This window comes from Epilithonimonas bovis DSM 19482, from assembly GCF_900108115.1.
Lineage (GTDB): Bacteria > Bacteroidota > Bacteroidia > Flavobacteriales > Weeksellaceae > Epilithonimonas > Epilithonimonas bovis.
Genome location: NZ_FTPU01000011.1, coordinates 1 through 24498 on the forward strand (window position 1 = coordinate 1; position 24498 = coordinate 24498).

Genomic DNA, 24498 nt, shown 5'->3' on the forward strand with positions numbered 1-24498 from the left:
ATTGAGCATCTGCATAATCCGAATAATCTGCGAGAATTGGAAATAATCAGAAATCCTTTTATGATAAAGGCTTCCCTTCGATAAACTCAGGATAAACTACGCCTCAGCCTGACAATGTAGACATTTAATGATATACTGAGAAATATAATATTCTTGCTGATGAGGCAGATTTTACAGATTTTAAATTGAGCATTTGCGTTATCAGAAAAATCTGTGAGGTCATCATTTAATGATATCCTAAGAAATAAGTTATTCTCGCTAATGAGGCAGATTTTGTAGATAAATTGAGCATCTGCATAATCCGAATAATCTGCGAGAATTAAAAATAATCAGAAATCCTTCAAGAATATTTGGTGGTATGAAATATCTTATGACCTATAAACTTTTACTATTTAACTTTTTTGGTTGTAACTATAATTTCTGATATATTTATCATCTGGCTTTAGGTAAAACTTTAACTGTTAATCATTAATCATATAAAGTGTCAAGCTTCATAGACTTTGGATTGGCCCAAAAACAATATAACAAGATGAACAGGATTACTCAACTTTTCGGAACCAAATATCCAATTGTACAAGGCGGGATGATTTGGCATTCCGGCTGGCGATTGGCTTCAGCAGTTTCCAACAATGGCGGCCTGGGATTGATTGGTTCTGCAAGCATGTATCCCGATATTTTGCGGGAAAATATCAGAAAATGCAAGGCTGCGACCGATAAACCTTTTGGAGTGAATATCGCGTTGCTCTATCCCAATCTGGAAGAAGTTATAAATATCATCCTGGAAGAAGGCGTGGAAATTGTGTTTACATCGGCAGGAAACCCCAAAACCTATACGGAAACTCTGAAAAAAGAAGGCATCAAAGTCGCTCATGTGGTGTCGAGTGTGAAATTTGCTGTGAAATGCCAGGAAGCTGGCGTGGACGCTGTGGTTGCAGAAGGTTTTGAAGCCGGCGGTCATAACGGGCGAGACGAGACGACAACGTTCTGCCTGATCCCGAATGTGCGACAACATATCGATATTCCATTGATTGCAGCGGGCGGAATCGGTTTGGGAAGCCAGATGAAAGCTGCCATGATTCTCGGTGCCGATGGCGTGCAGATTGGTTCCCGTTTTGCGGCAACAATAGAAGCGAGTTCTCACCAAAATTTTAAAAACAAAATTGTTGAACTGAAAGAAGGTGACACCCAATTAACCCTGAAAGAATTGGCACCCGTAAGATTAGTAAAAAATAAATTCTTCCACGATCTGGAAAATTTATATGAAACAGGCAGGAATATTGAAGCTCTGAAAGAAACATTGGGAAGAGCGCGAGCTAAACGCGGCATGTTCGAAGGGGATTTAGTGGAAGGCGAATTGGAAATTGGGCAGGTATCTGCTTTGATCGACGAAATCCTCCCGGTTGAAAAAGTCTTTGAAAACCTGATTAGGGAATTTAATGAAGCAAAAGTAGAACTCACGTTGTAGGAAGAAACAAGATTAAAGTAAAAAGAGACAAGGCTATCAACAGTCAATCAACAACTATCAACCCATAAAGATGTTCTCCAAACAAGAAGCTCAAAAACTTAAATCAGAATTCTGGACAGCCTTCGGAAAAGCGTTCCCGAGAAAATGGTTATTATACGATACAAAAATCAAGGATTTTTCTTTCAAATTTTCTGCTGACAACAAAAAAGCTGAGGTTTCATTGGATATCGAGATGAAGGATGAACTGTTCCGAAATGCTTATTACGAGAAAATCTGGTCTTTGGAATCGATACTTGAGGATTTTGTTGGTGATTTTACAAAAGATGAGTTTTATACTTTGGATAACGGGAAAGTCATCAGCAGGATTTGGGTAGAGAAAACAGATCTCAGTATTTATAATAAGCAAACCTGGCCGCATATTTTCGAATTCTTTGTCGAGAAAATGGATGGTTTTGAACGCTTCTATTATGAATATGAAGATTTTATAAAAGATGTCTGATGGATGGAGGCTGGAAGAAGAAAAAATACATTCACAAATAAACATTTTACATTATACAACCTACATTAATACCAAATAAATCTTAAAATGCAACAAATTATTTTTTAACGCAAAGCTTGCAAAGAATCTCACTATTATTCAATGTTTTTAAGTTCGCAAAGGCGTAAACTCAGTAAAGAACTCAGAGATTTTATAGCATTTATGATTGAAACGATATAATACATTATATAACTTACATTAATACTTTTTACAAATGCAAAATATCACGATAAAAGCCAACGATTTTTTTGAATTGCTTAAACTTAAAGACCAGTCCATGTGGGATGTTTTTGCCCAAATGATTGATGGTGAAGAAAAAGAAATTGTCTTCCTGAATGATGATAAACAATATATTTTCCATTACGTTTTGCCAGCAACTATAGAAAAACTGCAGGAGGACAAAGTGCTTTTCGCCAAAGAATATGCTGAGAAATTATCAGGGCTTAATTGACATCAATCAACATAAAATCTTAAAGGTAAAACACAAAGACACAAGAGTTTTTTTTTAAATTCTTGTGTCTTTGTGTTTAATAATTTTGCTTGGTTTTGAGTGTTAATCCTAATTATTTTTCAACCAAATTCTTTTTCCATTCCAGATAGCCGATAATAGCCATTACCGTGAAAATGAAATATTGTAATCCCGTCAATGCCAATCCTTTGTAAAACATCATGGGAACGCATATCATATCTGCAACGATCCAGAACAGCCAGTTTTCGAGGTTTCGCTTGGCCATAAAATACATCCCGACAAGGAACAGGGAAGTGGTAACAATATCGGTGTAGTTGGCCCAATCCAGGTGGTAAAGCCCGAGCTGCACACCGTTCATAGAAAAACGATTGTCTATATACGGTTTAAGATAATAGACCGTCCCTACGAAAATCAAACTTCCTGCAAATAGAATACTTCCAGTTTTCCAGTCGGCTTTGCTGGCTTTTTTAACCTCTACGTGTACATGGTCGTCTGCATTTTTTGCCCACAAAATCCAGCCGTAGATACTCATAACAGTATAATAAACATTGATGAGCATATCGCCCAAAAGCCCGAATACAAACATTATATAAATAAAAAGCAGCGTAGAAATAATCCCGGTAGGGTACACCCAGATATTCTTCCTGATTGAAAAGTAGACACTCAGCAATCCAAAAAAAACGGCTACAGCCTCAAAAATGATTAGGTAGGTATCATAAGACTGATATTGTGCCGTTAGATTTTCTAAAAAGTTCATGGTCTCAAAGATAATTATAAAAGTTCAGAAACAGATGCGGCTATCTCTATTTAATACAAATAAGTAAAATTAATTACTTAAAAAAAGTTAATGAAAGCAATTTTTTAATACTTTCGTAATTCAAAATAATTAAATATTAGAAAAGCCCCTGTTTTTATAGGGGATAAAAAAATTAACTTATGTCAAAAATCTGGACAAAAAAACCAATGAGTGCTTTTGAAGCTGATGTAAAGAGCAGCGAACTAAAGCGGGTATTGGGTAAATGGAGTCTTACTGCCATTGGAATTGGAGCTATTATTGGAGGAGGAATTTTTGTACTCACAGGTACAGGTGCTTATTATCATGCGGGCCCGGCGTTGGCCCTTTCGTTTGTAATTGCAGGTATTGCCTGCGTTTTTGCGGCGCTGTGTTATTCAGAATTTGCGTCGATCTTACCGGTAGAGGGTTCTGCTTATGCCTACGCTTACGGAACTGTGGGCGAAATTTTCGCGTGGATTATCGGCTGGGGCCTTATCCTGGAGTATGCGATGGGATCTATGACTGTTGCTGTTTCATGGTCAGGCTATTTTAATAAATTGCTGAAGATGTTTGGCCTCCATCTTCCGGATTATCTCACCTCGGACCCGGCAAGTTACACGGGCGAAGGGTTTTCTATGAACCTGCCAGCCTTTTTCATTGTGTTATTTGTTATTTCGATATTAATTAAAGGGACCAAAGAAGCTGCTAAAGCCAACAATATGATTGTGATTATGAAGGTGTCAGCAGTACTTTTTGTCATTATAGCCGGTGTATTTTTTATCAATACAGACAACTGGTCGCCATTCATCCCTGCGCCGGAGATGGTAAAAGAAGGTGATACACTGAAAGAGGCCTACGGCGTGCAGGGTATTATCTCTGGTGCCGCTGCTATTTTCTTTGCTTATGTCGGCTTTGATGCGGTTTCCACACAAGCCGGTGAAGCAATCAATCCCAAAAAAGATGTACCGTTTGCCATTATTGTTTCCTTATTAACATGTACGTTGCTTTACATCCTGGTATCGTTGGTATTAACCGGGATGATGCATTACACAGATTTTAATCCTCAGGGCAAATTCCCCGACGCTATTAAGGCGCCTGTAGCCTACGCTTTTGAGATCGCAGGTCAGGGCTGGGCCGGTTATATTATCACCATTGCTGCTACGCTAGGTCTTATTTCTGTACTCATGGTAATGATCATGGGACAGTCAAGGATTTTTCTGGGAATGTCAAAAGACGGACTGATTCCTAAGATGTTCAGTGATATACATCCGGTAAGAAAAACACCTGCAAAAAGCCTTATGCTACTGGGGATTCTCATAGCGACCATTGCCGCATTTACACCAATCAGCAAGCTGGCGGATATGACCAGTTTTGGGACGCTGTTTGCCTTCACCATGGTATGTGTGGCTGTTTGGATCCTTAGAAAAAAAGAACCTAATTTGCCCCGGAATTTCAGGGTTCCCGCATTGCCGGTTATTGCCACATTAGGTATACTTATCAATGTGTATTTGATCTGGAACCTTAGCCACGATGCCAAATTACTTTCTACAGGCTGGCTGCTTCTGGGTGTGGTGATCTACTTCCTGTACAGTATCAAAAACAGTAAACTTCACAAAAAAGGTTTGGGAGAGACTTTTAAGTCTGAGCAGGAACCTCTGGAGGATGTCGATATTGATATTGATAACAAAGATTAAAAACTTAAATTCCGCTTTTCTTAGCGGAATTTTTTATGATGATTATTTTTGGAGCTATTCCCGCTATCCACTGTATCTTTTTTCTCGCTCGGTCGGCTCCGCTTCGCTCCGCCGCCTCGCTCAAAAAAAGGATGCCGTTCCTATCGGGGCTATGAGCTTGGTTTACAAAACCAATTTTTGACGATTATGGTGTTTATTTGTCAATTTTAATTAATTTCATATCATGAAAAAACTACTACTACTTTCCTTCACCATTATTTCATCAATTTTATCTTCGCAAAAATTTAAAATTGATACATTGTTGACGGATAAAATCAGCATCAGAGCCATTCAGCTTTGGGACGGGAAAGTCTGGTATGCGGGAACAGATTCCAAATTTGGCTATGTTGGTATAAAAGATAAATCAGACAGAAAACAGATTTTACTTTCCGCTAAAAACTTGCAGTTCAGGACACTGGCCTATAACAAAAGCAATTTTTATACAATTAATATAGAAAGTCCGGCCTATTTTTTTAAAGTGAACAGAAAAACGTTGCATACATCAGTTGTTTTTACAGATCAGGATAAAACGGCGTTTTATGATGCTTTTAAATTTACTGATAATTCCTACGCTATCGCATTTAGTGATCCTACAGAAAATCAAAAGCTCAATATTTCTCTAACAAGGAACAGTGGAGATAGCTGGATCCACTGTAATAATTGTCCGGATTTCCCTCTTCTGGAAAAAGGAGAAGCAGCCTTTGCTGCCAGCAATAGTAATATCGCCTCAGTAGGGAATTTTATTTGGATTGCAACTGGTGGTACAAAGTCCAGGATTTACAGGATGAAAAATAAAGACTGTAACTGGCAAGTCTTCGAAACACCTTTTATCCAGGGAACATCTTCACAAGGTATCTATTCCATCGATTTTTATGATAAGAATTTTGGCATTGCAGTCGGTGGCGATTATACCAAACAAGCCGATAATATCAACAATATTGCTACAACCAAGGACGGTGGACAGACTTGGCAAATTCAGGCATCCGGGGAAAATGCCGGTTATATGACCTGTGTCAAATTCCGCCCGAAAACCAAAGGCAAAGACATTGTTGCAGTGGGCGACCAGCACATCAGCTTTTCTTCCGATTACGGAAAAACCTGGACAAAGATCTCAGACGAAAAGAACCTGTATGCCTGCGATTGGCTGGATAATAACACGTTGATTTTAGCCGGGAAGAACAGGATTATTCGCTTGAAGTTTGATTAATTATCAGGTTAAGGATAGTTTATAATACGGGTCAGTTCTATGGGGTTATTATATTTTTTGATGGCTTTGCGGAGATTGGCGTTGATCTCTCTGGAATTGGCGGCAGTTACCACCGTACCGTCATTCAGGAAAAACTCATTATCATTAGAAGTCCCCAGTCCATTTTTGATATAATTAACAGGAGATTCATAATATTGAAGTTTGGCTGATTTATATTTCTCCCAAGTCACGGCAGTTCCCATTTCTTTTGCTGCAGCTAAAAACTGGTTATCATCAGTACGGCCTAATTTTTCCGATTTCACCAGGGCAAAATGATAATTACCTTTATCGTCATAGAGCTCTACAATCAGTCCCGGCAGTCCACGGAATTTATATGGTCCTTCGGGAAAAGGTATTGTTTCACAAAACCACGCAGTCCAGTTTCTGCCTGCCCATCGGCTTGTCGCCTTTTGCAGCTTCAGTTGGTTGATTTCCTTTTTCTCATCAGAAAGTTTCCAAATTTGATGGTCAGAAGTTGCCAGTTTCAGGACGGTATTTTCCAATAAGTCATAGTCTTCAAATTGATTGCTGCCAGGCTTGTGGCGGATGATGTTGGATGTATTGAGTTTTGCATTTTTCGGGAATGGGATATCGTTTACAATGAGAGAATCGGCGATAAAGTAATCGCGAGTGTAATACAGGATCTCATCTTTTTTAATATCCAGATTGTAATTTTCTTTGCTTGTAATCTCAGAGGTGGAATCTTTTTTATACACCACATCATAGATATAGCGGTAGTTTTGAGCTTGGGCAAAACAACCTATGAGCAGCAGGAAAGCAATAAAATTAGTCTTCATTCCCGTTTGATTTTTCATTGATAAAATTTTGTTCCTCTTTTGTTAACAGGATGTCGCCTTTATCCTGACTTACTTTCATTGTTGTCCAAAAAGCCTTGTTTATCTCCACCGGATTCTGAAGGCCATTTTTATCAGTTTTCCGGAAATTTTTAAAAATAATTACTCTTGCGGATCTGTATTCATAAGTTTTGTCGCCGATCATCGTTTTAAAACCGTGGCCTTGTACCGATATTTTGGAAGGGGCATATTTTTCGCCGCTCTTATAAAAATCGAAAATGATGAGTCCGTCGCCCAGCTGTTTCTGATAGTCAACACCGTTTTCGTCTTTCAGCTTGTAGGGCTCAGATGAACTTTGGTTAAAATCCAGTTCAAAATGGGTAATAGCTTTATCGCGTTTGTTGTAAAGGATAAAACCTTTGTATATCATATTCCGGTCTGTTTTTATCATGAATGAGATATCCTGCTCGTCACCATTCTCGGCCAGTAATTTTCCGCTGGTTTTTACATTTTTTCCGGTTGCCAAGCGTAAAGTCAGGAAGAGTTCGTAACTGAAAAACATATCGCCGGTATAATCCTGTGATGTATCCTGTTTTTTTACTTTTACGGGATTCTCGGCCTTTTCAGATTTTAGGTAGCGCAAATGATCGATTTCTACCTGCAAAAAGTTATTATACTTATTATTGAAGGCTTCTTTAGCGTTATATTGGCCATCTCTGCTCCAGAATTTTCCGTCGGCAATCATCAGCAGCTTCATATTATTATTCTCAAAAGAGCGTTGGCTGATGGTAATGTCATAAAGTTGTGGCTTATCGTAATAGACATCATTATAGTTTTTGGAGACCAGTTTGAGGATTTTGGTCACGTCAATAGAGGTGATTTTAACTTCGTCAATGTCCTGATATTTTGGACGCAGCTTTATGATCGGCGCATATTTAATATTTTGATTGATATAACCAAAGGCCGAAATGGACAGATCACCTGTATTTTCTGCTAACAATATAAAGCCTTCGTCATTCGGGTAATAGACCTGATTATTGGAGATTATTCTGGCATTAGGGATAGGTTTTGATGTTTCGGAATCCAGTATCTGCACTTTTTGCTGACCGAAAAAAAGTATCGGGAACTGTAAAAAAAAGAGTATTAGTTTTTTCATGTAATGGATATTATAATGCAAAACTAAGGATTCTCTAATTCCGGAAATTGTAAAAATGTAAACAAAAATATGTTAAAAAATGAGCCACTTGTTTTGCTGCCCAAGATCTGTTTTTGCAAGAAATTCTTTGGGGTTGAGCTTCGTCATCGCCTTGAAGTCCCTGTTGAAATGAGACTGGTCAAAAAACAGGTGGTCATAAGAAATTTGTGTCAGGCTTTTTTCTTTGTTTTTATAGGATTCTAATAATCTTCTGAAGCGGGAAACCTTCCGAAATTCAGACGGCGATTTGCCAATTTTCAGTTTAAAATACTGATTAAGATATTGCCTGGATATCTTATGTTTTTGAGCAATATCTTCGATGCTGCGGTCAGAATCTAAATCTGATAAAATATTTTCTATAAGAAGATCCTTCTGTTCGCAAAACAACGAAGTCAACTGATTTTCTAGATAGTCGATCTGTGATGTCCTGCTTTCCAAATCAAATATTTTGAAAAATACAGATTTGAAATCTTCGTAAGGATCAAAGGAAACCATAGATTCTGCACGATAAAAATCGGTCATGTTATTAATGAAATGATTAATCCCGTTTGGTTTGAAATAAACAGTTAATTCCTCAACCGGCTCCAGATATTGTACGCTTAACTGCGTTTTGTAATGGTAAGTAAGGCTTGAGATTTGTGCCGGGATAGGTGAACGACTTATCAGTACATCATGGCCTTTGATTTCCAGATATGCATTATTCATCAGGGTTAGTATGCAAAAATTGTTGGGAAATGTATAATACTGAAACGGATAAGCATCCTTCTGATTCATAAAATAATAACCTTCTATATGTCTGGACAATAGTTCTGATTGAGGTTTGTAAAAATCCGCATGTTTCATTGGATAAAAATAACATGGCGTGACAAAAAATGCTCATAATGAAGTAATAAATTAACGTTCAAAAATGTTAATTTAAAATTAAATACTTTTGCACCGGTTAAATAAGATGATCTTATGAAGCATTTGTTCTGAATAAGACCCATGAAAATTACAAAAGCTACTGATGAAAAATACGGTTATTTTTGATATGGACGGTGTGATTGTGGATACGGAACCACTGCATAAAAAGGCCTATTACCAGCACTTTGGAGAATTGGGTATTGAGGTAGATGCCGAATTATTCTCCAGGTTTACCGGTAAATCTACGCGCAATGTCTACCAGATGATCAAAGAGATTTTTAAGATCGGTACTGATGTTGAGGCGCTTATCCAGAGAAAAAGGACCATTTTTTATGGATTGTTTGATTCCGATCCGGCGCTGCAATTATTGGATGGTGTAGAGGATCTGGTCAAAAATCTGCATTCGGCCAATTTTCAGTTGATATTAGCATCGTCTGCTGCCAAATCTACTATTAACAGGGTTTTCAAACGCTTCGATCTGTTTCCTTACTTTTCATATTTGGTAAGTGGAGAGGATTTCCCCGAGTCAAAACCAAATCCGGCTATTTTCATCGAAGCTCAGAGACTTTCGGGTAACGTTAAAACCAGTTGCATCATTATAGAAGACAGTACCAACGGAATTTTGGCGGCCAACCGTGCTGATATATTTTGTGTGGGTTATAAAAGTGCCAACAGCAAAAATCAGAATTATGAACTGGCAGATATGGTCATTCAGCATTTTGATGAGTTAGACCCAACCAGGATTGCGGATTTGTAAAACTTAGTTGTCGTTTTGTGTGACCTTGATCCTGCCAAAACCATTTTGGTAGTATAGGCGGTTAGTAAACGTATCTCTGTAAATACTTGTATTTTCTCTGCCCAAGCTAAAACGGAATTTTTTACCGGAGTTTCCTGTTTTTTGATTGCCCAAAAAAGCCAGTTGCTGACGGATCGACTGTACATTCTTTCTCAGATTTGTACTGTCGCTGATGAGTGAATCGGTCTTTAGAGACTGCTGAGCCACAAAAAATGGAGTGAAAATAGTAACTGCTAAAATCGTGATGATTGATTTCATGGCTTAAAAATATGTTTATTGTTCGAAAAAAGCCATAGAACTGCCAATCCAGATGGCGTCTTTCTTGTTAAAATCTACATTTACCATGGCCGCTTTTGTCATCCTTACCAGATTCACGAGAAGTTCCGGGTTTTCTGATTTGGGATTCCATGCAAAAAGCAAACGGATCTCTGCTTTGGAAAATTCGCCGTTGATATCTTTAAAAACCGGTGCGTAATCTACTTTGCGCTGCATGATATAGTTGTTTTTGTCCTTAATCTCATTAATGACTTCCTGAGTTGGGTTGAGATTCACACCACTGCCCGCAAAAGAAAAAAGAGGTTTCAGTACAAAGTTTTCCAGAGATTCATTCTGAGGAAAATCGGATAAGTAATAACTTTTTGGGACAAATTCGTGCTTTAGTTTTGGCAGAATATATTTGGATATTTTGAAAAACCAGTTCGGATGGGTGACCCATTCTACGTCCACTTCTTCGCGGAAATCAAATTCGGTTTCCAGACCTTCGATCTTATCAAGCTCATCAAAAATCACACGGTTATAGATCCGGTTGATAGGGATCAATTGTCCGTCATTTTCATAGAATAATTTTTTGCATTCTTTTTTGATTTTGGTCAGGCAAACGGTTTTGATTCCCAGGTATTTTTCGGTGATGATAAAGTCAACTGCGGTTTTCTGTTTCTCAGGATAGATTTCCAGCAGAATCACGTTTTCTGGATTTTCGTCCCCAACAATCACCTCTTTCAGCTTTTGGATGTATTCTTCTTTTGGAAGGCTGTTTTTAAGTGCATCCAGAAAAGGATAAACTTCAGTGATGATTTCTTCATACAACTTCTGAAACCCAAACAGGCTGGGGAAGGCCTGCAATTCTATCAATTTCGGGACTATTTTTCCGTTCTCATCCTGGCAGATTCCAAAATCTATGGCTAAAAAGTGCGGTTTTTGCGTATCATTTGGGACGTTACAATGATTAGGGACGGCCTTTCTCAGCTCTTCTTCAGGCATCTGTTTGATTTGCGAAATGATGGACTGAGAAGCGTCATCCAGCTTTTCCCAAAAATCTTTGGTGAGGAAAATCGGGCTTTCTGATAAACGGAAAACAGATCCCTGGCCGGTTTCTTCTTTTACAAGATCCTTGGTTTTCTGATATTTTTCTTCGGAAAATTCCTGGTTAAATTGAGATCTGTATTTTGTTATCATAGTTTGTGTTTGGTTGTTGGTATGTGACAGTTATTTTTTAAAATAATTCACCATTAGAATAACTTATCATAATCATCCTGATTTAACAATATATTCAGGATTTAGAGCATTAATTTTAATCTAAGATCTGACATCTAAATTCTAACATCTATTCAATACCATATTTTTAGTAATTTGTTCAGCCGCAGACTGTAAAAATCTTGGGATGATTTGGGCTCTGGTCAGCACAATCTTATCATCATCATCCATCCGGTCGATCGTTTCCAGGTATTTTTCCATCCCAAATGTTTCTACCATGGCTTCTTTGTTTTTAGGGTCTTCCAGATTTTTGATAAAACCTATAGGATCGGCCTCCGGATGGAACTGCGTTCCGAAGATTTCATCAGAAAAACGTACTGCCATCAGGGCTCTTTCCAGATGTACATTGGGACGGATTTTTTCCAAAGCCACCACTTTCATTCCCAGTTCATTCAATTTTTCCTGATTTGGTTCGATGCATTGATACGCTCTGGAATCTACAGCATAGAAAGGTTCGGGCAGGTTTTTGAACAAAAATTCTTTTTCGCCGTCTTCGGATTTGTGGATGGGCATCACACCAAAAGAGTAGGACTTACGCTTGCAGACATTGGCAATCCCAAAATGAATAACCGCCAGCTGGAAAGAATGGCAGATCAAAAACGCATATTTTTTCTGATCATTATCTTTGTTATGTTGCCAAATGGTATCTAAAAACTTAGCATATTTACCTTCCCAGATGTAGCCTTCTCTGTGCGGATTTCCTGGTCCTCCGGAAGATATAAAGATATCAAAATCTTCAATTTTGGGCATTTCAGCTTTGTAACGGACATCAAAGATATCTACAGAAACATCATAGTCTGACTGTTCCTGAAACGCTTTTGCCAGCTCTTTTATATTGCGCATCCCTTGGTTGGGATGATTGTTATTCATATCCAGAAGTGCAATTCTTACATCATTTTTAGTCATATTCATAATCGTCTTTAATAAATTGATTTTTGTTTACCATCTCTGAAGTTAATGATTACAATCTGTTTCTTTTTTGCGTTTATTTTGTAAACAATATAGTTATTCTCATCAACCATTCCTTTGTGCAGGTTTTTGAATTTTGCAGTCTTAGGATATAGATTTGGCTGCAGTTTTATCCTTTCTATGAATTGGTTAAGATGATTCTCCAGTCTCAATATTTCTTTTTCTGTCCAGTGTTGCTTAAGATATTCAACTGTTTTACGAAGGCCTTTTTCTGCACGTACAGTCCATATGGTTTCTATTTCCATTCATCAAACAATTTCATCACATCCCGGTGTGATTTTACTTGTCCATTTTCGGCATCTTTAAGTCCAACTTCGATATCCTGATGTTCTTCTTTACTCAATTCTTCCCACCAATCCTGAGATCCTTCTTGTCGAAAAATATCTTTTATTTTTTCAAGTACACTTTCTTTTTGAGTATTTAGTAAAAGATTCATCAATTCTAATTTGGTTGCTTCTATATTCATAACCAATGTTTTTGCAAATTTATAAAAAATGAAATGGTTGTTTTCCTGACAATTATCTTTAAGAAAAGTTACACAAGTCCTTTCTCGGTTTCATAGATCATATAATCTACTACTTTTTTCAGGTCGCCGCCTGTTTCTTCAAAGACTCTGAGTTGTCTGTCTGCTCCGGTTCCGTTTTTCACGATTTCCCGTGCGTATTCTACTTCCTTCCTGCATCCAAGATCATCCACAACATCATCAATAAAAGCTAACAATTCCTCCAACAGATCTTTATAAGGGACGCTGATTTCTTTGCCAAAATCAATCAGATGCGCATCAATCCCGTCTTTGGAAGCACGCCATTTGTTTTCTGTCAGCAGCAATCTCCTATAGCTTCTGTAACTGGTATTTTGCTGATGCATTTTGTAAACTTTAGCCACCAAAGCCTGCATAATTGCTGCGAGGCAAACTGTTTCGTCAATCGTCAAAGGCATATCGCAAATCCTGAATTCTATCGTTGGGTAGAACGGATGCACGCGGAGATCCCACCAGATTTTCTTGGCGTTATCGATGGTTCCGGTTTTCACCATCAGGTTGACATAAGCATCAAATTCCGCCACACTGCTGAAGTAGCTAGGCAATCCGGTTCTTGGGAATTTGGCGAAAACCTCCTGTCGATAAGATTTGAAACCCGTCAATCTTCCAACCCAAAACGGGGAATTGGTAGACAGTGCATAAACATGCGGCAGGAAATAGCGCATCACATTCTGGATCCTGATGCCTTCTTCACGGTCAGGAATCCCAATGTGAACGTGCAATCCGAAAATCAAATTTGACCTTGCAACATCGCCCATATCTCTTACGATTTTATCATAACGAGCATCTTTTGTGATAATATTATCTTTCCAGTGCGAAAATGGATGCGTGCCACCGCCGGAAACGCGCAAACCTTGCTCATGAGCGGTTTTTACGAGATGTCTCCTTAGGTCGGTCAACTCCTGGCGGACCTGCTGTATGTTTTCACAGATCCCCGTTTCCATTTCCACGACTGATTCGTGCATCTCGTGTTTTAGGTTTTCGCTGAGGACGGCTTTTCCGCCTTCTATAATTTTGGAGACATGGGAAACCAAATCGCGGCTTTCGGCATCGATGATCTGGTATTCTTCCTCGACACCAATGGTGAATTTGTGCATTTTTTTTCTTGTGTTAGTTAAGTTAGTAGTGTAAGTTTTGCAATGTTTTTGTAACAGCGAATGGCAAAGCAGCCCGGCCTGAGTGAAGCTCATTTTTTTTGCTTTGAAGTGAGGCTGGCAAAAAAATAGCGGGAACGGAGGACGGATTAGCTGCCCAAAAAATTAAAGTTTATTGGTTACAAATGTTCCCCATTCGATATTGATTTTGCCGGGTTTGTAGCCTTTTGCTTTCTCAATTGCGAGTTTTGCGGCGTGTTCTACAATCCATTGGAAATTTTCTTCGCCCACCGAATTCCGGTCTGCATCCGGTGCAGGATTGCAAAAATCTATAGCGTAAGGGATACCGTCTCTCACAGCAAATTCTACCGTATTGAAATCATAGCCCAACGCTTCATTCATCTTGAGGGTGTAGTCGGTAATGGTTTTCAATAATTTTTCGAGTTCTTTGCCTTCGGTTTTGTGAGTGGTTGCGTAGCGCAGAGGATGAGGGTTTCTTGGTTCGTAAGGCATAATGTGGACATATTTTCTGCCCAGGCAATATACTCTGTAATAATCCTCGAAAACGATCTCTTCCTGTACCATCATTACCAATTGCTCTGTTTCTGCGTGTTTTGCCCACATATCTTCGGGGCTCTCTACACGATAAACATTGCGCCAGCCACCACCGTCGTGAGGTTTCATATAAGCTGGGAAACCGATGTAATTGAAGATGTACTCCCAATCGTGAGGGAATTTTAGGTTTCTGAAAGACGTTTCCGTAGTATTGGTTGGTCTCTCGTGAGAAGGCAGCAAAACGGTTTTCGGAAGCGGAATTCCGATTTTTGACATCAACGCGTTGTTGAAGAATTTCTCATCTGCGCTCCACCAGAATGGATTATTAATAACATAAGTCCCGTTAACAGCAGCATTTTTAAGATAAGCCCTGTAGAAAGGCACATCCTGCGAAATCCGGTCGATGATGACAGCGTAGCCATAATCTGCGCCTTGCTCCAGTTTGTCGATCATTACCGGTTCTGCGATATATTCCCCTTTGCCGAGTTCATTCACTTTATCGATAAAAGCCCAAGGGAAAGTGTCCTCCATCCCGAATAAGATTCCAATTTTTTTTGCCATAATGTTTTGTTTTTTGGTCAGAAGTCCGATGTTGGATATCTGAAGTTTGTATGTTTATTTTATTAATTTAAAACTATTGTCTCATGGATTAAGTTGTTTTTTTATATTTTAAATTTGCTAAATCACTAAAATCTGCGAGAGATTATTATTGATTGATTGATTGATTGATTTACCCGAAAAACCTTCCAATAAATTTCGGGAAAACCATTCTCCAAAGCACCCAATCGTGATCTATCCATTTTTGCTCATCATACCAGTGATTAATTCCTTTTGATGTTAAGATGCCCGCCATTTTCCTGGTTGGTTCCAGGCAAATGTCGCCGTCCGAAGTGCTGAGTACAATATGCATATGCTTATATTTCCAGGCTTCATCATTCTTCACGAATTCATCCGGACAATTGAAATAAATCAGCTGATCCTGATAGCCGTCCATAAAATTCCGGATGTTAAAAGCACCAGACAGACAGAAAAGATGTGAAACCAAATCTGGAAATCTAAACGCAAAATTTGCTGCGTGATAACCACCAAAACTTGCGCCTGCAACAGCTACACGATGTGTGTTATGCGTTCTTTGGATATAAGGAATGAACTCCTGAACCAAAAACTGAACATACATTTCGTAATTTCTAATTCTTTCGTAAGGAGAAATTCCTTTGTCATAAAAACTGAATTTATCAATCGTCTGAACATTGAATAATTTCAAAATGCCATTGTCTGTGAAATGGGAAATACTTCCGTTAAGATGAAAATCTGCGTTCTGGGTATAAGAACCCTGCGAAGTCGGAAACATAATTATGGGATAACCGAAATGACCGGTAACCTCCAGCGGAAGGCTCATCCCAAGAATATGTGAATAATAATCTGTATGTATAATCTGAGGCATATGTTTTTTATAAATGATAATTGATGAATGATTTCTCTTTCAAGATCGTTAAGTTGACATTGTTGTCAGGCTGAAGCTCTCGAAGCTCACAGATTAGCTGGTTGGTTTTTCTTTTGGTGGTAAAATGTTCAGGATTTGCTCTGTTACAATTTGTGCAGCCTCATCCAGCCGTTGCTGTATTTTGTCTGCGCTATCCGATTGGTAAACAATACCGATATGATAATCTATAGGAAGAAATTTGACCACTTCAGGGTTTTCCAAGATGCTTGTGTCAGGATGTTTTTCTTTGGCCAGAGCTACAATTAAGCCTGCAAAACGATGTTGCGATTCTTCTACTTTATAGCTTCGAGAATCTAAAAGCGCATTTTCCAGCTTTGCCCATTCTCGCCAGATATTGACGCCGGTTGCCGCTTCTACCATATCGGGAATGTGGGCACCGCCAACTCTTGATGACGTTTCAAGGAAATAATATTGTCCGTCAATTCCTCTGATATATTCGCTGTGAGTTGCGCCGTTCTGAATCCCGAATTTTGTTAGAACTTCTTTGTTGATTTTTTCCAAACCTTTTGCTTCGTCCGAATTTTTATCCAGGGTTTTGGTACGGAAAACGCCGCCTTCGTGAGAGACCTTCATTGGCGGAGAAAGGTATTTTGAAAAACACGAAAATACGATCTCCTTGTTGTAAACCAAACAATCTACGTGATAGACATCGCCGGGTTTGAAGGCTTCCAGAAGAAATTTATAACGCTCATCACCAAGACTTTCCACTGCAGGCCAGAGCTCTTCTACCGAATTAATTTTCTTGATGCCGCTTGCGGACGCTTCGGAACGAGGTTTCAGAACCCACGGACCGGGAACGTCCTGCGTGAATTTGTGAAGTTTTTCATCATTGAAAATCGAGGAAAATTCCGGTACAGAGATCCCATTGTCTTTGGCTTGCTGGCGCATGGCCAGTTTATCCCGGAAATAGCGGTACGTTGTCTGTCCCATCCCGGGAATCCGGTAGGTTTCACGGATCATCGCCGCTTTTTCCACATCGTAATCGTCCAGAGCGATCACCGCATCTATCTGATGATTTTTCATGAGGTAAGCAAAGCCCTGAACCAGTTGATCGAGGTTCCAGACGGACGGTTCGAGCTCCGGCATATAATATATTTCATCTATGGCGTGCCACGGCCACGGTTTTTCTTTCAGGTTTTCCGAAGTAATGAGAATGACTTTGTCACCGAGTTTTTTGCACTCGTCCATAAAATCGTAACCTTTATAATAGCAGGAGATGCAGACAATCGTTTTTTCCATAATTAAATTTTTTCGTTTCTTAATAAGATTTCAAAGCCTTCATCTGCAGTATCTACGACGTAAATTTTATTTTCTTCGAAATAGAATTCTTTATACTCATTTAATAATTCCACTAAGTCGATTTTGTTTTCTCGAATAATCTTTAAGATTTCAATCTTTTTCTCCATTGTAGTTTGATTGTATTGACTTGAATTTGGGTCAAATAATGTTCTCAAAGTTCTATGTTTCCAAAGATTTCCTTTCGAAAATATTTTGTCTAATTTCTGTTGGTAATGCATCATTTTGGATTGTAAACATTAAAAAATTCAAATTCATCAACAATGGGGAAGTTTCCTGTGTTTTTTTCTCTATGTCTTATCTGATATTGTAAGTAAGTTTCATAATCTGAAATTTTGCTCCACGGTTTAGGTTTTTTTTCTTCAAACATTCCTTTCTGTACAAAACTGTCAATTGGAATATGGAAATATTTTGCATTAAGTTCAATTCCACTAATTCTATTTTCTCCAAAAAGCAACCAATACTTAAGTGTCATATTAATCCATTTTTGAGCTTGTCCAAAAGAAAGTTCATTCCAGATTTTAGTTAGTTCTTCTGCGGTGTATTTATGAAAATTATCGAATTCTTCTTGATTTTCTAGTTTATTTCTAGTTAGCTTATACAGATTTTCGTGTAAAAAAAATTCTGCGGATTTCTTTAATTCTAAACGATTTTTATCCTTTATTCTTAATGTTCTGCTAAAATCCAAAAAAGCTCTTTTTATTCCAGCGCTGTAAAAACCATTTTTTGTATCAAAGAAAAGCCTTATATAAAAATCTTCCCTTAAACTTTCTTTTATAATTGTCTCCATTTTCTAATAATTTTCAATTAAATCTAACAAAAGCTGAACGCCATAACCAGTCGCCGCTTTATCTTTAGCATAACCAACATTACCAAATGCAACGCCCGCAATATCCAGATGTGCCCAGTTGGGATGGTCTTCTATAAACTGCTCCAAGAATTTCCCGGCAATAATGCAATCGCCAAAAGGCTTCATCGAGATGTTTTTGAAATCTGCCACATCCGAAGCAAAATCATCTTTCCATACATCCCAAAGCGGAAGATTCCAAAGCCGCTGATTGGTTTTATCCGCAGATTTTTCCAGCTTGATTTTCAAATCATTATTGTTGGAAAAATACGCACCGCAAGTATAACCGAACATTCTTACTGAGCTTCCCGTCAAAGTCGCCAAGTCTATCAAAACATCAGTTTTATAATTTTTTGACAAGTAAGAAAGTCCGTCTGCTAATGTCATTCTTCCTTCTGCATCGGTGTTTAGAACTTCAATTGTTTTTCCGTTGTAAGCCGTCACAACATCGCTCGGCAAGTACGCATTTTCCGATACAGCATTATCAGTAATCGGAAGAATAGCGATGATATTGACTTGAAGCTTGAGTTCTGAAGCTGTAATCAAAGCTCCAATGACTGCGCTTGCACCGCCCATATCACTTTTCATGTAATGCATATTGTCAGATGGTTTGATGGAAATCCCTCCAGTATCAAACAAAACGCATTTCCCTACCAATCCGAAGGTTTTAGCATCATCTTTTCCGCAATTGTATTCCAAAATTGTAAAAGATGCTTCCTGTGAACTTCCTTGATTCACAGCAACAAACGCACCTAAACCTTCTTTAATTGATTCTTCTCTGTTGAATGATTTATACTTTAAACTATATTTTTCTGCAGTCGATTTCAGAAAATCTGAAATCTGATTTACTTTTTTATGGTTGGCAGGTTTGTTCAGCCATTCCATTCCGGCAAATTGTCCGTTGCAAAGCGCTGCTGTTTTTAAAGCTAAATTTTTTCCTTCTTCTTCAGAAATATTTTCAAAATGAAGTTCAAAATTCTCCTGCCAAAACGGATGCGATTTTTCAAAAGGGTAGAGGTAAGTTCCCAAAAACAGACCTTTCACAAATTCTTCCGTCAAATCCAATCCTAACTTTGAATGAACCGAAGTTGGAACTGCCTGCAGATTTTTTTTATAATCATTTGCAAATTTGTTGGCAATCGCTTGTATTTCGAATCCTTTTGAATCTTTCCCAATTCCAATGAAAAAGCTAATTTCATCTGGATTTGTTTTAATAAAAACTTCGTTCTTTTTTCCATTGAAGAATAATTCAACATTCGGATGCGAGCTTTTTTCCTGTTCCCAATCGTCTTCGCTGAACAGATATATATTTTGAGTTGTTGATTCTTTTTTATTGTAAATTTTAATCATAGTTTTTATAAGTTTTGGCTAAAACCAAATCTGATTTTTAATTCTTGATCGGGCTTCCTTCGACTTTGCTCAGGATGACGTTACCCGACATTATTGCTGTTATTTTCCAATTCATTTTTTGCTTTTACCGGGCTTTCCAAACTGTCGATGTAGAGCCATTCTACAGCTCTGGGGAACTCCTGGGACCAGAAAAATTCCTGATGCGTGCCTTTGTCATTGATGCTGGTTTTGACTTCAAAATCAAAAAGTTTCTGCAACTCCCATTTTTTCAGAGATTTTTCAAACAATCTTATTCTGCCTACCATTCGGGAGCCTTCCAGACGGCCTCCGTAGAGATAAACCTTGATCTTATAAGGATTACTGAATGACATCAGCGGGAAATTATTATCCGGTTCCACCCAAAGTGACGGCGAAAAAATCAACAGTTTGGAATAGACTTCCGGATAAAGAAATCCTCCATAAATACTTATCAATCCGCCCAAAGAGCTTCCGCCAATCCCGGTATTTTCCCGGTCTTTCTTCGTTCTGTAGTTTTTATCGATCCATGGTTTCAAAGTATCGGTAATAAATCTCAGATACTTTTTGCCTTCTGCACTCTCTGTAACATCCTCGTTGTCAAAAATGTACTCTTTGATACGGTCATCTTCGCCGTGTTCTACTGCGATAACTATCAACTCGCCACGGCCATATTCTGCCAGGAGCGCCAGTTTTTTATCAATTTCCCAATTGCCATACGCTGAACCGTTGTTGAAAAGATTCTGTGCATCCTGCAAATAGAGAACAGGATATTGTGCATCTGACTCATAATAATCATGCGGCAGAAGCGCCCAAACCTTCCTCGTTTTATCGAGTTGAGGGATGTAAAATTCTTCATTTACCAATTCCACAATCGGGAAAAATTCTTTTTTGAACGGTCCCCAGTTCAGTCGCCATTTTTCTACAACGTCCTGTGTTTTCTGTTGGGTTTTGGTTACAGTTCTGTTGGGCGTGATGTTATCATATCTGTCAATTTCCACATTTTCCCAGCCACCTTTTGTGAATTTATATTCAATATTGTCATTCAATAATTCATCAGCGATGTTGATATAATAATGACTGTCATCTAATTGTTCCAGTTTAAATTTTGAATCTTTTGGATTCCATTTGTTAAAATTACCTGTGATAAAGACGGCTCGTTCATCATTGTCTTCTGATGTCAGAAAAAATTCCATTACTTTTTAAAATTCGTTAATTGAATATAAATTTATAAAATAAATCTAATTATGGGATAACTCTTGCGTATTTTTATTTATAAAAATAATTTTATTGACGAAAATTAATCTTAAATTAATAATTGTTGAATTAATGAGAAATTGATGGTGTTGAAAAAATACCCTGAAGAATAAAAAAACTTCTGAAGATATTTCAGAAGCTGATGATTTCAAAATGGTTTTGGGTGTTACTTGAGCGTTTTCTTATCCAGCATCATAATATTATTATTTGCAAAATTGAAAGTGTCTTTTGTAATGGTATGATCATCATCAGGATTTTTGGAAAAAAGGAGGATGTAATCCTGATCATTGATATTAATTTTTCCTCCTACCGATTTGGCATCGTAAAATTGATCGAGCTTATAGATAAAATATTTCCCGTTTTTTATGGTAATAATAATAGGGAAGTACTGCGAAGGCACTGCCGAAGTCCTGTTGAAGCTGTTGGAAACATTCGCCAGGTAGTCCTCTTCGCCATCGTGGTTGAAATCGCCTGAGATCATGGTGATGACGTTGTTTTTTTAGAGATAATTTTCAAAATAGGTGTCTCTTTTGCCGTCAGGTTTGTAAAATACCATATCGTCATTGGTGCTCAGCTTGTTTGTAAAAGAGCTCTTGCTGATGATATGCTGTAGGGTTTTGAGATCCATATCGGTTCTCATGCACGATAAAAGATTAAGCAGCAATAAAACTAAGACGGTATTTTTCATCAGGTAAATTTAGGAGACAACCAGTTGTTATCTTTATTCCCCTGAAGCAATACAAATTTTGAGCAAAAAATGTTATTTCCAGCTTTTTTCTATTAACTGCATGAGAAACTCCGGGCATTTTACAATCTTATTGGTATCCGAAGTCAGGAAAAAAAGCGTAGTAGAAGCTTCCGTAATTTTGATGCCTTCCTGGTTATAAATTTCATAATCGAACTCTATTTTTACGCCAGGTATTTTTTTTACATAGGTGTGGATTTCCAAAATCTGGTCATAAAATGCCGGTCTGATATATTTGATTTTATATTCTGAAACGGGCAGGAAAAAACCTCTTTTTTCGATCTCATCATAAGACATGCCCAGTTGTCGGAAAAGCTCAACCCTTGCGACCTCAAAATATTCTGCATAGTTGCCATAGTAGACATATTTCATTGGGTCTGTTTCTCCGTAACGTACTCGTAATGTGTGTGTTGTGTGTATCATTTTTTGTCTTTTCTAAGTCATACAAATATATTTTTAAATAATCAATAGTTAAATAATTTTTTTATAAAGATTAATAATTAGATATTTGTCTTCTCCTAAAAAAACTAAAATCTTACCGGAAATAGCAGCAGAAAAATGAATGAAAATTTAGTATTAATCTGGGATAGGTGTCTCCAATTTATGCGGGACAATCTAAACGCAGCGGAGGATAATACAGACCTCAAAAAGTTAGAAAACTCTTTTGACTTATTATTTGATAAAGTTCAGCCAATTTCGTTGGTGAACAATAATCTTACGTTGCTAGTTCCAAGTGATTTTTACAAAGAATATATCGAGGACAATTATCTGTCTCTGCTCTCTGCTGCGCTTAAAAAAAATATCGGTAAAGGTGTAAAATTATGGTACTCCGTTATGGAGAACAAACCTGTGGGTAAAGAAAAGCCAATTACAGTGAATGTAAAAGGAATCTCTACCCAGACACCAAAAATACAGGAAGCAAGACCGGTTCCCAAAGAAAGCAACGTGAATCCTTTTGTTGTACCGGGAATCAAAAAAGTCAATATCGATTCTAACCTGAAAGCGGATCAGTCTTTTGACAACTTCGTAGAAGGTGAGAGTAACAAGTTTGCTTATACCGTTGCAAAAAATATAGCCAAAAGGCCAGGTTCTACCGCCTTTAACCCTTTATTTGTTTACGGTGGTTATGGTGTTGGTAAAACACACCTGGCACAAGCCATTGGCCTGGAAGTGAAGGCTTCTTACCCAGAGAAAGTGGTACTATATCAGTCTTCGGAGAAGTTTATTCAGGATTTTGTAAAGGCAGCCAAATCTCAGAACAAAACTGATTTTCAGCATTATTATCAGATGATTGACGTTTTGATCATTGATGATATCCAGTTCTTGTCCGGGAAAGCTGCTACACAGGACAGTTTCTTCCATATTTTTGACTACCTTCATCAGAATGGCAAGCAGATTATATTAACGTCTGATAAAGCTCCGGCTGATATCCTTGATACTCAGGAGCGGATTATTTCCCGTTTCAAATGGGGGCTTTCTGCGGAAATAAAATCACCAAACTTTGAGACCAGAAGAAAAATTATAGTTGACAAACTCAACCGCGACGGGATAGAGTTGACAGACGATATGCTGGATTATCTGGCATCTGAAGTTAAAACCAATGGTGTGAGAGAGCTGATAGGGGTTGTGAATGCGGTGATTGCTTATTCTACGGTTTACAAATCCGATTTTAGCCTGGATCTTTTAAAGGATACCATCAACAAACTAGCAACCACTCAGAAAAAAACGATCAATATCCCTTATATTCAGGAGATTGTTTGCGATTATTTTGGGATAAAAAGAGAACAGTTGCTTTCTAAAACCAGAAAAAGAGAAATTGCTTTGCCAAGGCAGCTGGCAATGTATTTTGCAAAAGAATATACCAATGCAACGTTTACAAAAATTGGTGAAGAGATGGGCGGAAAAGACCACTCAACGGTGATGTATGCCTGCGATACTATTCGCGATGTTTCCAAAATAGACAAAGAACTCAAAAAGTACATCAAGGATCTGAAAGATAAGATCGGGCAATAGAAAATAAAAAAATAGGGATTTAATTAATTTTAAATCCTTTTTTTTTATTATCAAAAAAATGCCAACAGGTTACTGCCTGGCTGTTTTTGTATTGCGTTGAGGTATCGATAGGTTGTAATTCGTTGATTTACATATTTTTAAGTGATTTTTTCTTTTGCGTAAATTTTATTAACATTGCAGACTTAAATTAATAAACTATGAAAAAGCTATTTTTAGTTGGTGCATTAGCACTTTTCGGAGCGGTGAATGCTCAGACAACATTTGGAGTGAAAGCTGGTTATGCGTTGTCAAATTTAAAATACAAAGTAGATAATTCATCCATAACTACAGATGGAAAATCTTCTTTTTATGTTGGTGGTTTGGTAGAACATAAACTTACTGATAAATTTGCTTTGCAGGCAGAACTATTGTATGCTGATCTTGGAGGAAAAACAACCGAAGAAGAATCTATGGGAGGTTATTATGTAAAAGCTACAGGCAAAAATAATATTAGTTCTTTGCTTTTGCCTCTTTCTGCAAAATATTTTGTTGCTAATGCTTTCTCTTTATCAGCGGGTGTAAATGTTGGATTTGTTTTATCCGCAAAATCAAAAGTAACTGTAGATCATAATCTTCCTTCGGAATATGCCAGTTACATAAATAGTTACGAGGGTGAAGATGACTTCACCGATGATATTAAGACTGTTAATCTATCACCATTTGTAGGTGCTGAATATACATTATCAAACGGATTGTTTTTTGATGCGAGGTATAATTTTGGAGTAACCAATATGGTGAAAAAGTCTGAATACGGAGAAAAGGTACATCTAAATTTTTTCCAAGTTGGTGTTGGTTATAAATTTAAATAGATACAATTTACAAAAAA

At 37.8% G+C, this 24498-nt stretch carries 28 protein-coding genes; 8 read left to right on the forward strand and 20 right to left on the reverse strand.

The features are described 5' to 3' along the window. Positions 1 to 529: 529 nt before the first annotated feature. From B0B05_RS06150 to B0B05_RS06160, 3 genes are all read left to right on the forward strand, one after another. A complete protein-coding gene (locus tag B0B05_RS06150) occupies positions 530 to 1465 on the forward strand; it encodes an NAD(P)H-dependent flavin oxidoreductase (RefSeq protein ID WP_076782775.1) in 936 nt (311 codons plus the stop codon). A 70-nt stretch (positions 1466 to 1535) separates the two neighbouring features. After that, entirely contained in the window at positions 1536 to 1964 is a 429-nt protein-coding gene (locus tag B0B05_RS06155; RefSeq protein WP_076782778.1) for a DUF4268 domain-containing protein, read from the forward strand. A 253-nt stretch (positions 1965 to 2217) separates the two neighbouring features. Beyond that, positions 2218 to 2454 carry a hypothetical protein gene (locus B0B05_RS06160; protein WP_076782781.1) on the forward strand — a complete coding sequence of 79 codons (237 nt, stop codon included), beginning with the start codon at positions 2218 to 2220 and terminating at the stop codon, positions 2452 to 2454. Positions 2455 to 2566: 112 nt separating this feature from the next. Here the strand turns inward: B0B05_RS06160 and pnuC are convergent, their stop codons facing one another. Next, on the reverse strand, positions 2567 to 3229 hold the full coding sequence (gene pnuC, locus B0B05_RS06165; protein WP_076782782.1) for a nicotinamide riboside transporter PnuC: 663 nt from the start codon (positions 3227 to 3229) through the stop codon (positions 2567 to 2569). Between the two features lie 179 nt (positions 3230 to 3408). Here pnuC and B0B05_RS06170 point away from each other — a divergent pair, with 179 nt between their 5' ends. Continuing rightward, positions 3409 to 4941: an APC family permease gene (locus B0B05_RS06170; RefSeq protein ID WP_076782785.1), complete on the forward strand. Its 1533-nt coding sequence runs from the start codon at positions 3409 to 3411 to the stop codon at positions 4939 to 4941. 223 nt (positions 4942 to 5164) lie between these two features. Next, positions 5165 to 6187 carry a WD40/YVTN/BNR-like repeat-containing protein gene (locus B0B05_RS06180; RefSeq protein WP_076782790.1) on the forward strand — a complete coding sequence of 341 codons (1023 nt, stop codon included), beginning with the start codon at positions 5165 to 5167 and terminating at the stop codon, positions 6185 to 6187. An 8-nt stretch (positions 6188 to 6195) separates the two neighbouring features. On the opposite strand, the gene B0B05_RS06185 is transcribed toward B0B05_RS06180, so the two are convergent. The 3 genes from B0B05_RS06185 to B0B05_RS06195 all read right to left on the reverse strand — a co-directional run bounded on the left by B0B05_RS06185 (position 6196) and on the right by B0B05_RS06195 (position 9058). Continuing rightward, positions 6196 to 7041 (reverse strand): GLPGLI family protein, encoded by an 846-nt coding sequence (locus tag B0B05_RS06185; RefSeq protein WP_084173894.1) that lies wholly within the window; start codon positions 7039 to 7041, stop codon positions 6196 to 6198. Beyond that, positions 7013 to 8176, reverse strand: a complete 1164-nt coding sequence (locus B0B05_RS06190; protein ID WP_076782792.1) for a hypothetical protein — start codon at positions 8174 to 8176, stop codon at positions 7013 to 7015. The genes B0B05_RS06185 and B0B05_RS06190 overlap by 29 nt, the downstream gene beginning before the upstream one ends. A gap of 72 nt (positions 8177 to 8248) precedes the next feature. Then, a complete protein-coding gene (locus B0B05_RS06195; RefSeq protein WP_076782794.1) occupies positions 8249 to 9058 on the reverse strand; it encodes a helix-turn-helix domain-containing protein in 810 nt (269 codons plus the stop codon). A gap of 163 nt (positions 9059 to 9221) precedes the next feature. Here B0B05_RS06195 and B0B05_RS06200 point away from each other — a divergent pair, with 163 nt between their 5' ends. Beyond that, positions 9222 to 9875 (forward strand): HAD family hydrolase, encoded by a 654-nt coding sequence (locus B0B05_RS06200; RefSeq protein WP_076782797.1) that lies wholly within the window; start codon positions 9222 to 9224, stop codon positions 9873 to 9875. 3 nt (positions 9876 to 9878) lie between these two features. On the opposite strand, the gene B0B05_RS06205 is transcribed toward B0B05_RS06200, so the two are convergent. The 16 genes from B0B05_RS06205 to B0B05_RS06275 all read right to left on the reverse strand — a co-directional run bounded on the left by B0B05_RS06205 (position 9879) and on the right by B0B05_RS06275 (position 22043). Continuing rightward, on the reverse strand, positions 9879 to 10172 hold the full coding sequence (locus B0B05_RS06205) for a hypothetical protein (RefSeq protein WP_076782798.1): 294 nt from the start codon (positions 10170 to 10172) through the stop codon (positions 9879 to 9881). 15 nt (positions 10173 to 10187) lie between these two features. Next, complete coding sequence (locus B0B05_RS06210; protein WP_076782799.1) at positions 10188 to 11369, reverse strand: ATP-grasp domain-containing protein; 1182 nt, start codon at positions 11367 to 11369, stop codon at positions 10188 to 10190. A 141-nt stretch (positions 11370 to 11510) separates the two neighbouring features. Then, positions 11511 to 12359: a type 1 glutamine amidotransferase gene (locus tag B0B05_RS06215; protein ID WP_228455122.1), complete on the reverse strand. Its 849-nt coding sequence runs from the start codon at positions 12357 to 12359 to the stop codon at positions 11511 to 11513. An 8-nt stretch (positions 12360 to 12367) separates the two neighbouring features. Then, complete coding sequence (locus B0B05_RS06220) at positions 12368 to 12661, reverse strand: type II toxin-antitoxin system RelE/ParE family toxin (RefSeq protein WP_076782801.1); 294 nt, start codon at positions 12659 to 12661, stop codon at positions 12368 to 12370. Then, on the reverse strand, positions 12652 to 12882 hold the full coding sequence (locus B0B05_RS06225; RefSeq protein WP_076782802.1) for a hypothetical protein: 231 nt from the start codon (positions 12880 to 12882) through the stop codon (positions 12652 to 12654). The genes B0B05_RS06220 and B0B05_RS06225 overlap by 10 nt, the downstream gene beginning before the upstream one ends. A gap of 68 nt (positions 12883 to 12950) precedes the next feature. Then, a complete protein-coding gene (locus B0B05_RS06230) occupies positions 12951 to 14054 on the reverse strand; it encodes a carboxylate-amine ligase (protein WP_076782876.1) in 1104 nt (367 codons plus the stop codon). A gap of 162 nt (positions 14055 to 14216) precedes the next feature. Further along, entirely contained in the window at positions 14217 to 15167 is a 951-nt protein-coding gene (locus B0B05_RS06235) for an ATP-grasp domain-containing protein (protein WP_076782803.1), read from the reverse strand. A gap of 169 nt (positions 15168 to 15336) precedes the next feature. After that, positions 15337 to 16050, reverse strand: a complete 714-nt coding sequence (locus tag B0B05_RS06240) for an alpha/beta hydrolase-fold protein (RefSeq protein ID WP_076782804.1) — start codon at positions 16048 to 16050, stop codon at positions 15337 to 15339. Positions 16051 to 16143: 93 nt separating this feature from the next. Beyond that, positions 16144 to 17349, reverse strand: coding sequence for an ATP-grasp domain-containing protein (locus tag B0B05_RS06245; RefSeq protein WP_076782805.1), 1206 nt, complete (start codon positions 17347 to 17349; stop codon positions 16144 to 16146). Between the two features lie 2 nt (positions 17350 to 17351). After that, the gene (locus tag B0B05_RS16560) at positions 17352 to 17630 is read right to left on the reverse strand and encodes a hypothetical protein (protein WP_076782806.1); all 279 of its coding nucleotides are present in this window, start codon (positions 17628 to 17630) and stop codon (positions 17352 to 17354) included. Beyond that, a complete protein-coding gene (locus tag B0B05_RS06255) occupies positions 17627 to 18196 on the reverse strand; it encodes a hypothetical protein (RefSeq protein ID WP_076782807.1) in 570 nt (189 codons plus the stop codon). Before B0B05_RS06255 ends, B0B05_RS16560 begins: the two co-directional genes overlap by 4 nt. 3 nt (positions 18197 to 18199) lie before the next feature. Further along, complete coding sequence (locus B0B05_RS06260) at positions 18200 to 19603, reverse strand: leucyl aminopeptidase family protein (RefSeq protein ID WP_076782808.1); 1404 nt, start codon at positions 19601 to 19603, stop codon at positions 18200 to 18202. A gap of 80 nt (positions 19604 to 19683) precedes the next feature. Further along, complete coding sequence (locus B0B05_RS06265) at positions 19684 to 20814, reverse strand: alpha/beta hydrolase-fold protein (RefSeq protein WP_076782809.1); 1131 nt, start codon at positions 20812 to 20814, stop codon at positions 19684 to 19686. A gap of 227 nt (positions 20815 to 21041) precedes the next feature. Next, positions 21042 to 21356 carry a hypothetical protein gene (locus B0B05_RS06270; protein WP_076782810.1) on the reverse strand — a complete coding sequence of 105 codons (315 nt, stop codon included), beginning with the start codon at positions 21354 to 21356 and terminating at the stop codon, positions 21042 to 21044. Positions 21357 to 21374: 18 nt separating this feature from the next. Beyond that, on the reverse strand, positions 21375 to 21563 hold the full coding sequence (locus B0B05_RS16415; protein WP_143745958.1) for a hypothetical protein: 189 nt from the start codon (positions 21561 to 21563) through the stop codon (positions 21375 to 21377). A gap of 72 nt (positions 21564 to 21635) precedes the next feature. Beyond that, entirely contained in the window at positions 21636 to 22043 is a 408-nt protein-coding gene (locus B0B05_RS06275) for an acyl-CoA thioesterase (RefSeq protein WP_076782811.1), read from the reverse strand. Positions 22044 to 22178: 135 nt separating this feature from the next. On the opposite strand from B0B05_RS06275, the gene dnaA reads away from it, so the two are divergent. Together dnaA and B0B05_RS06285 are read left to right on the forward strand one after the other, a co-directional pair. Then, a complete protein-coding gene (dnaA, locus tag B0B05_RS06280) occupies positions 22179 to 23633 on the forward strand; it encodes a chromosomal replication initiator protein DnaA (protein WP_076782812.1) in 1455 nt (484 codons plus the stop codon). 197 nt (positions 23634 to 23830) lie between these two features. Beyond that, positions 23831 to 24481, forward strand: a complete 651-nt coding sequence (locus B0B05_RS06285) for a porin family protein (protein ID WP_076782813.1) — start codon at positions 23831 to 23833, stop codon at positions 24479 to 24481. Positions 24482 to 24498 lie beyond the last annotated feature (17 nt).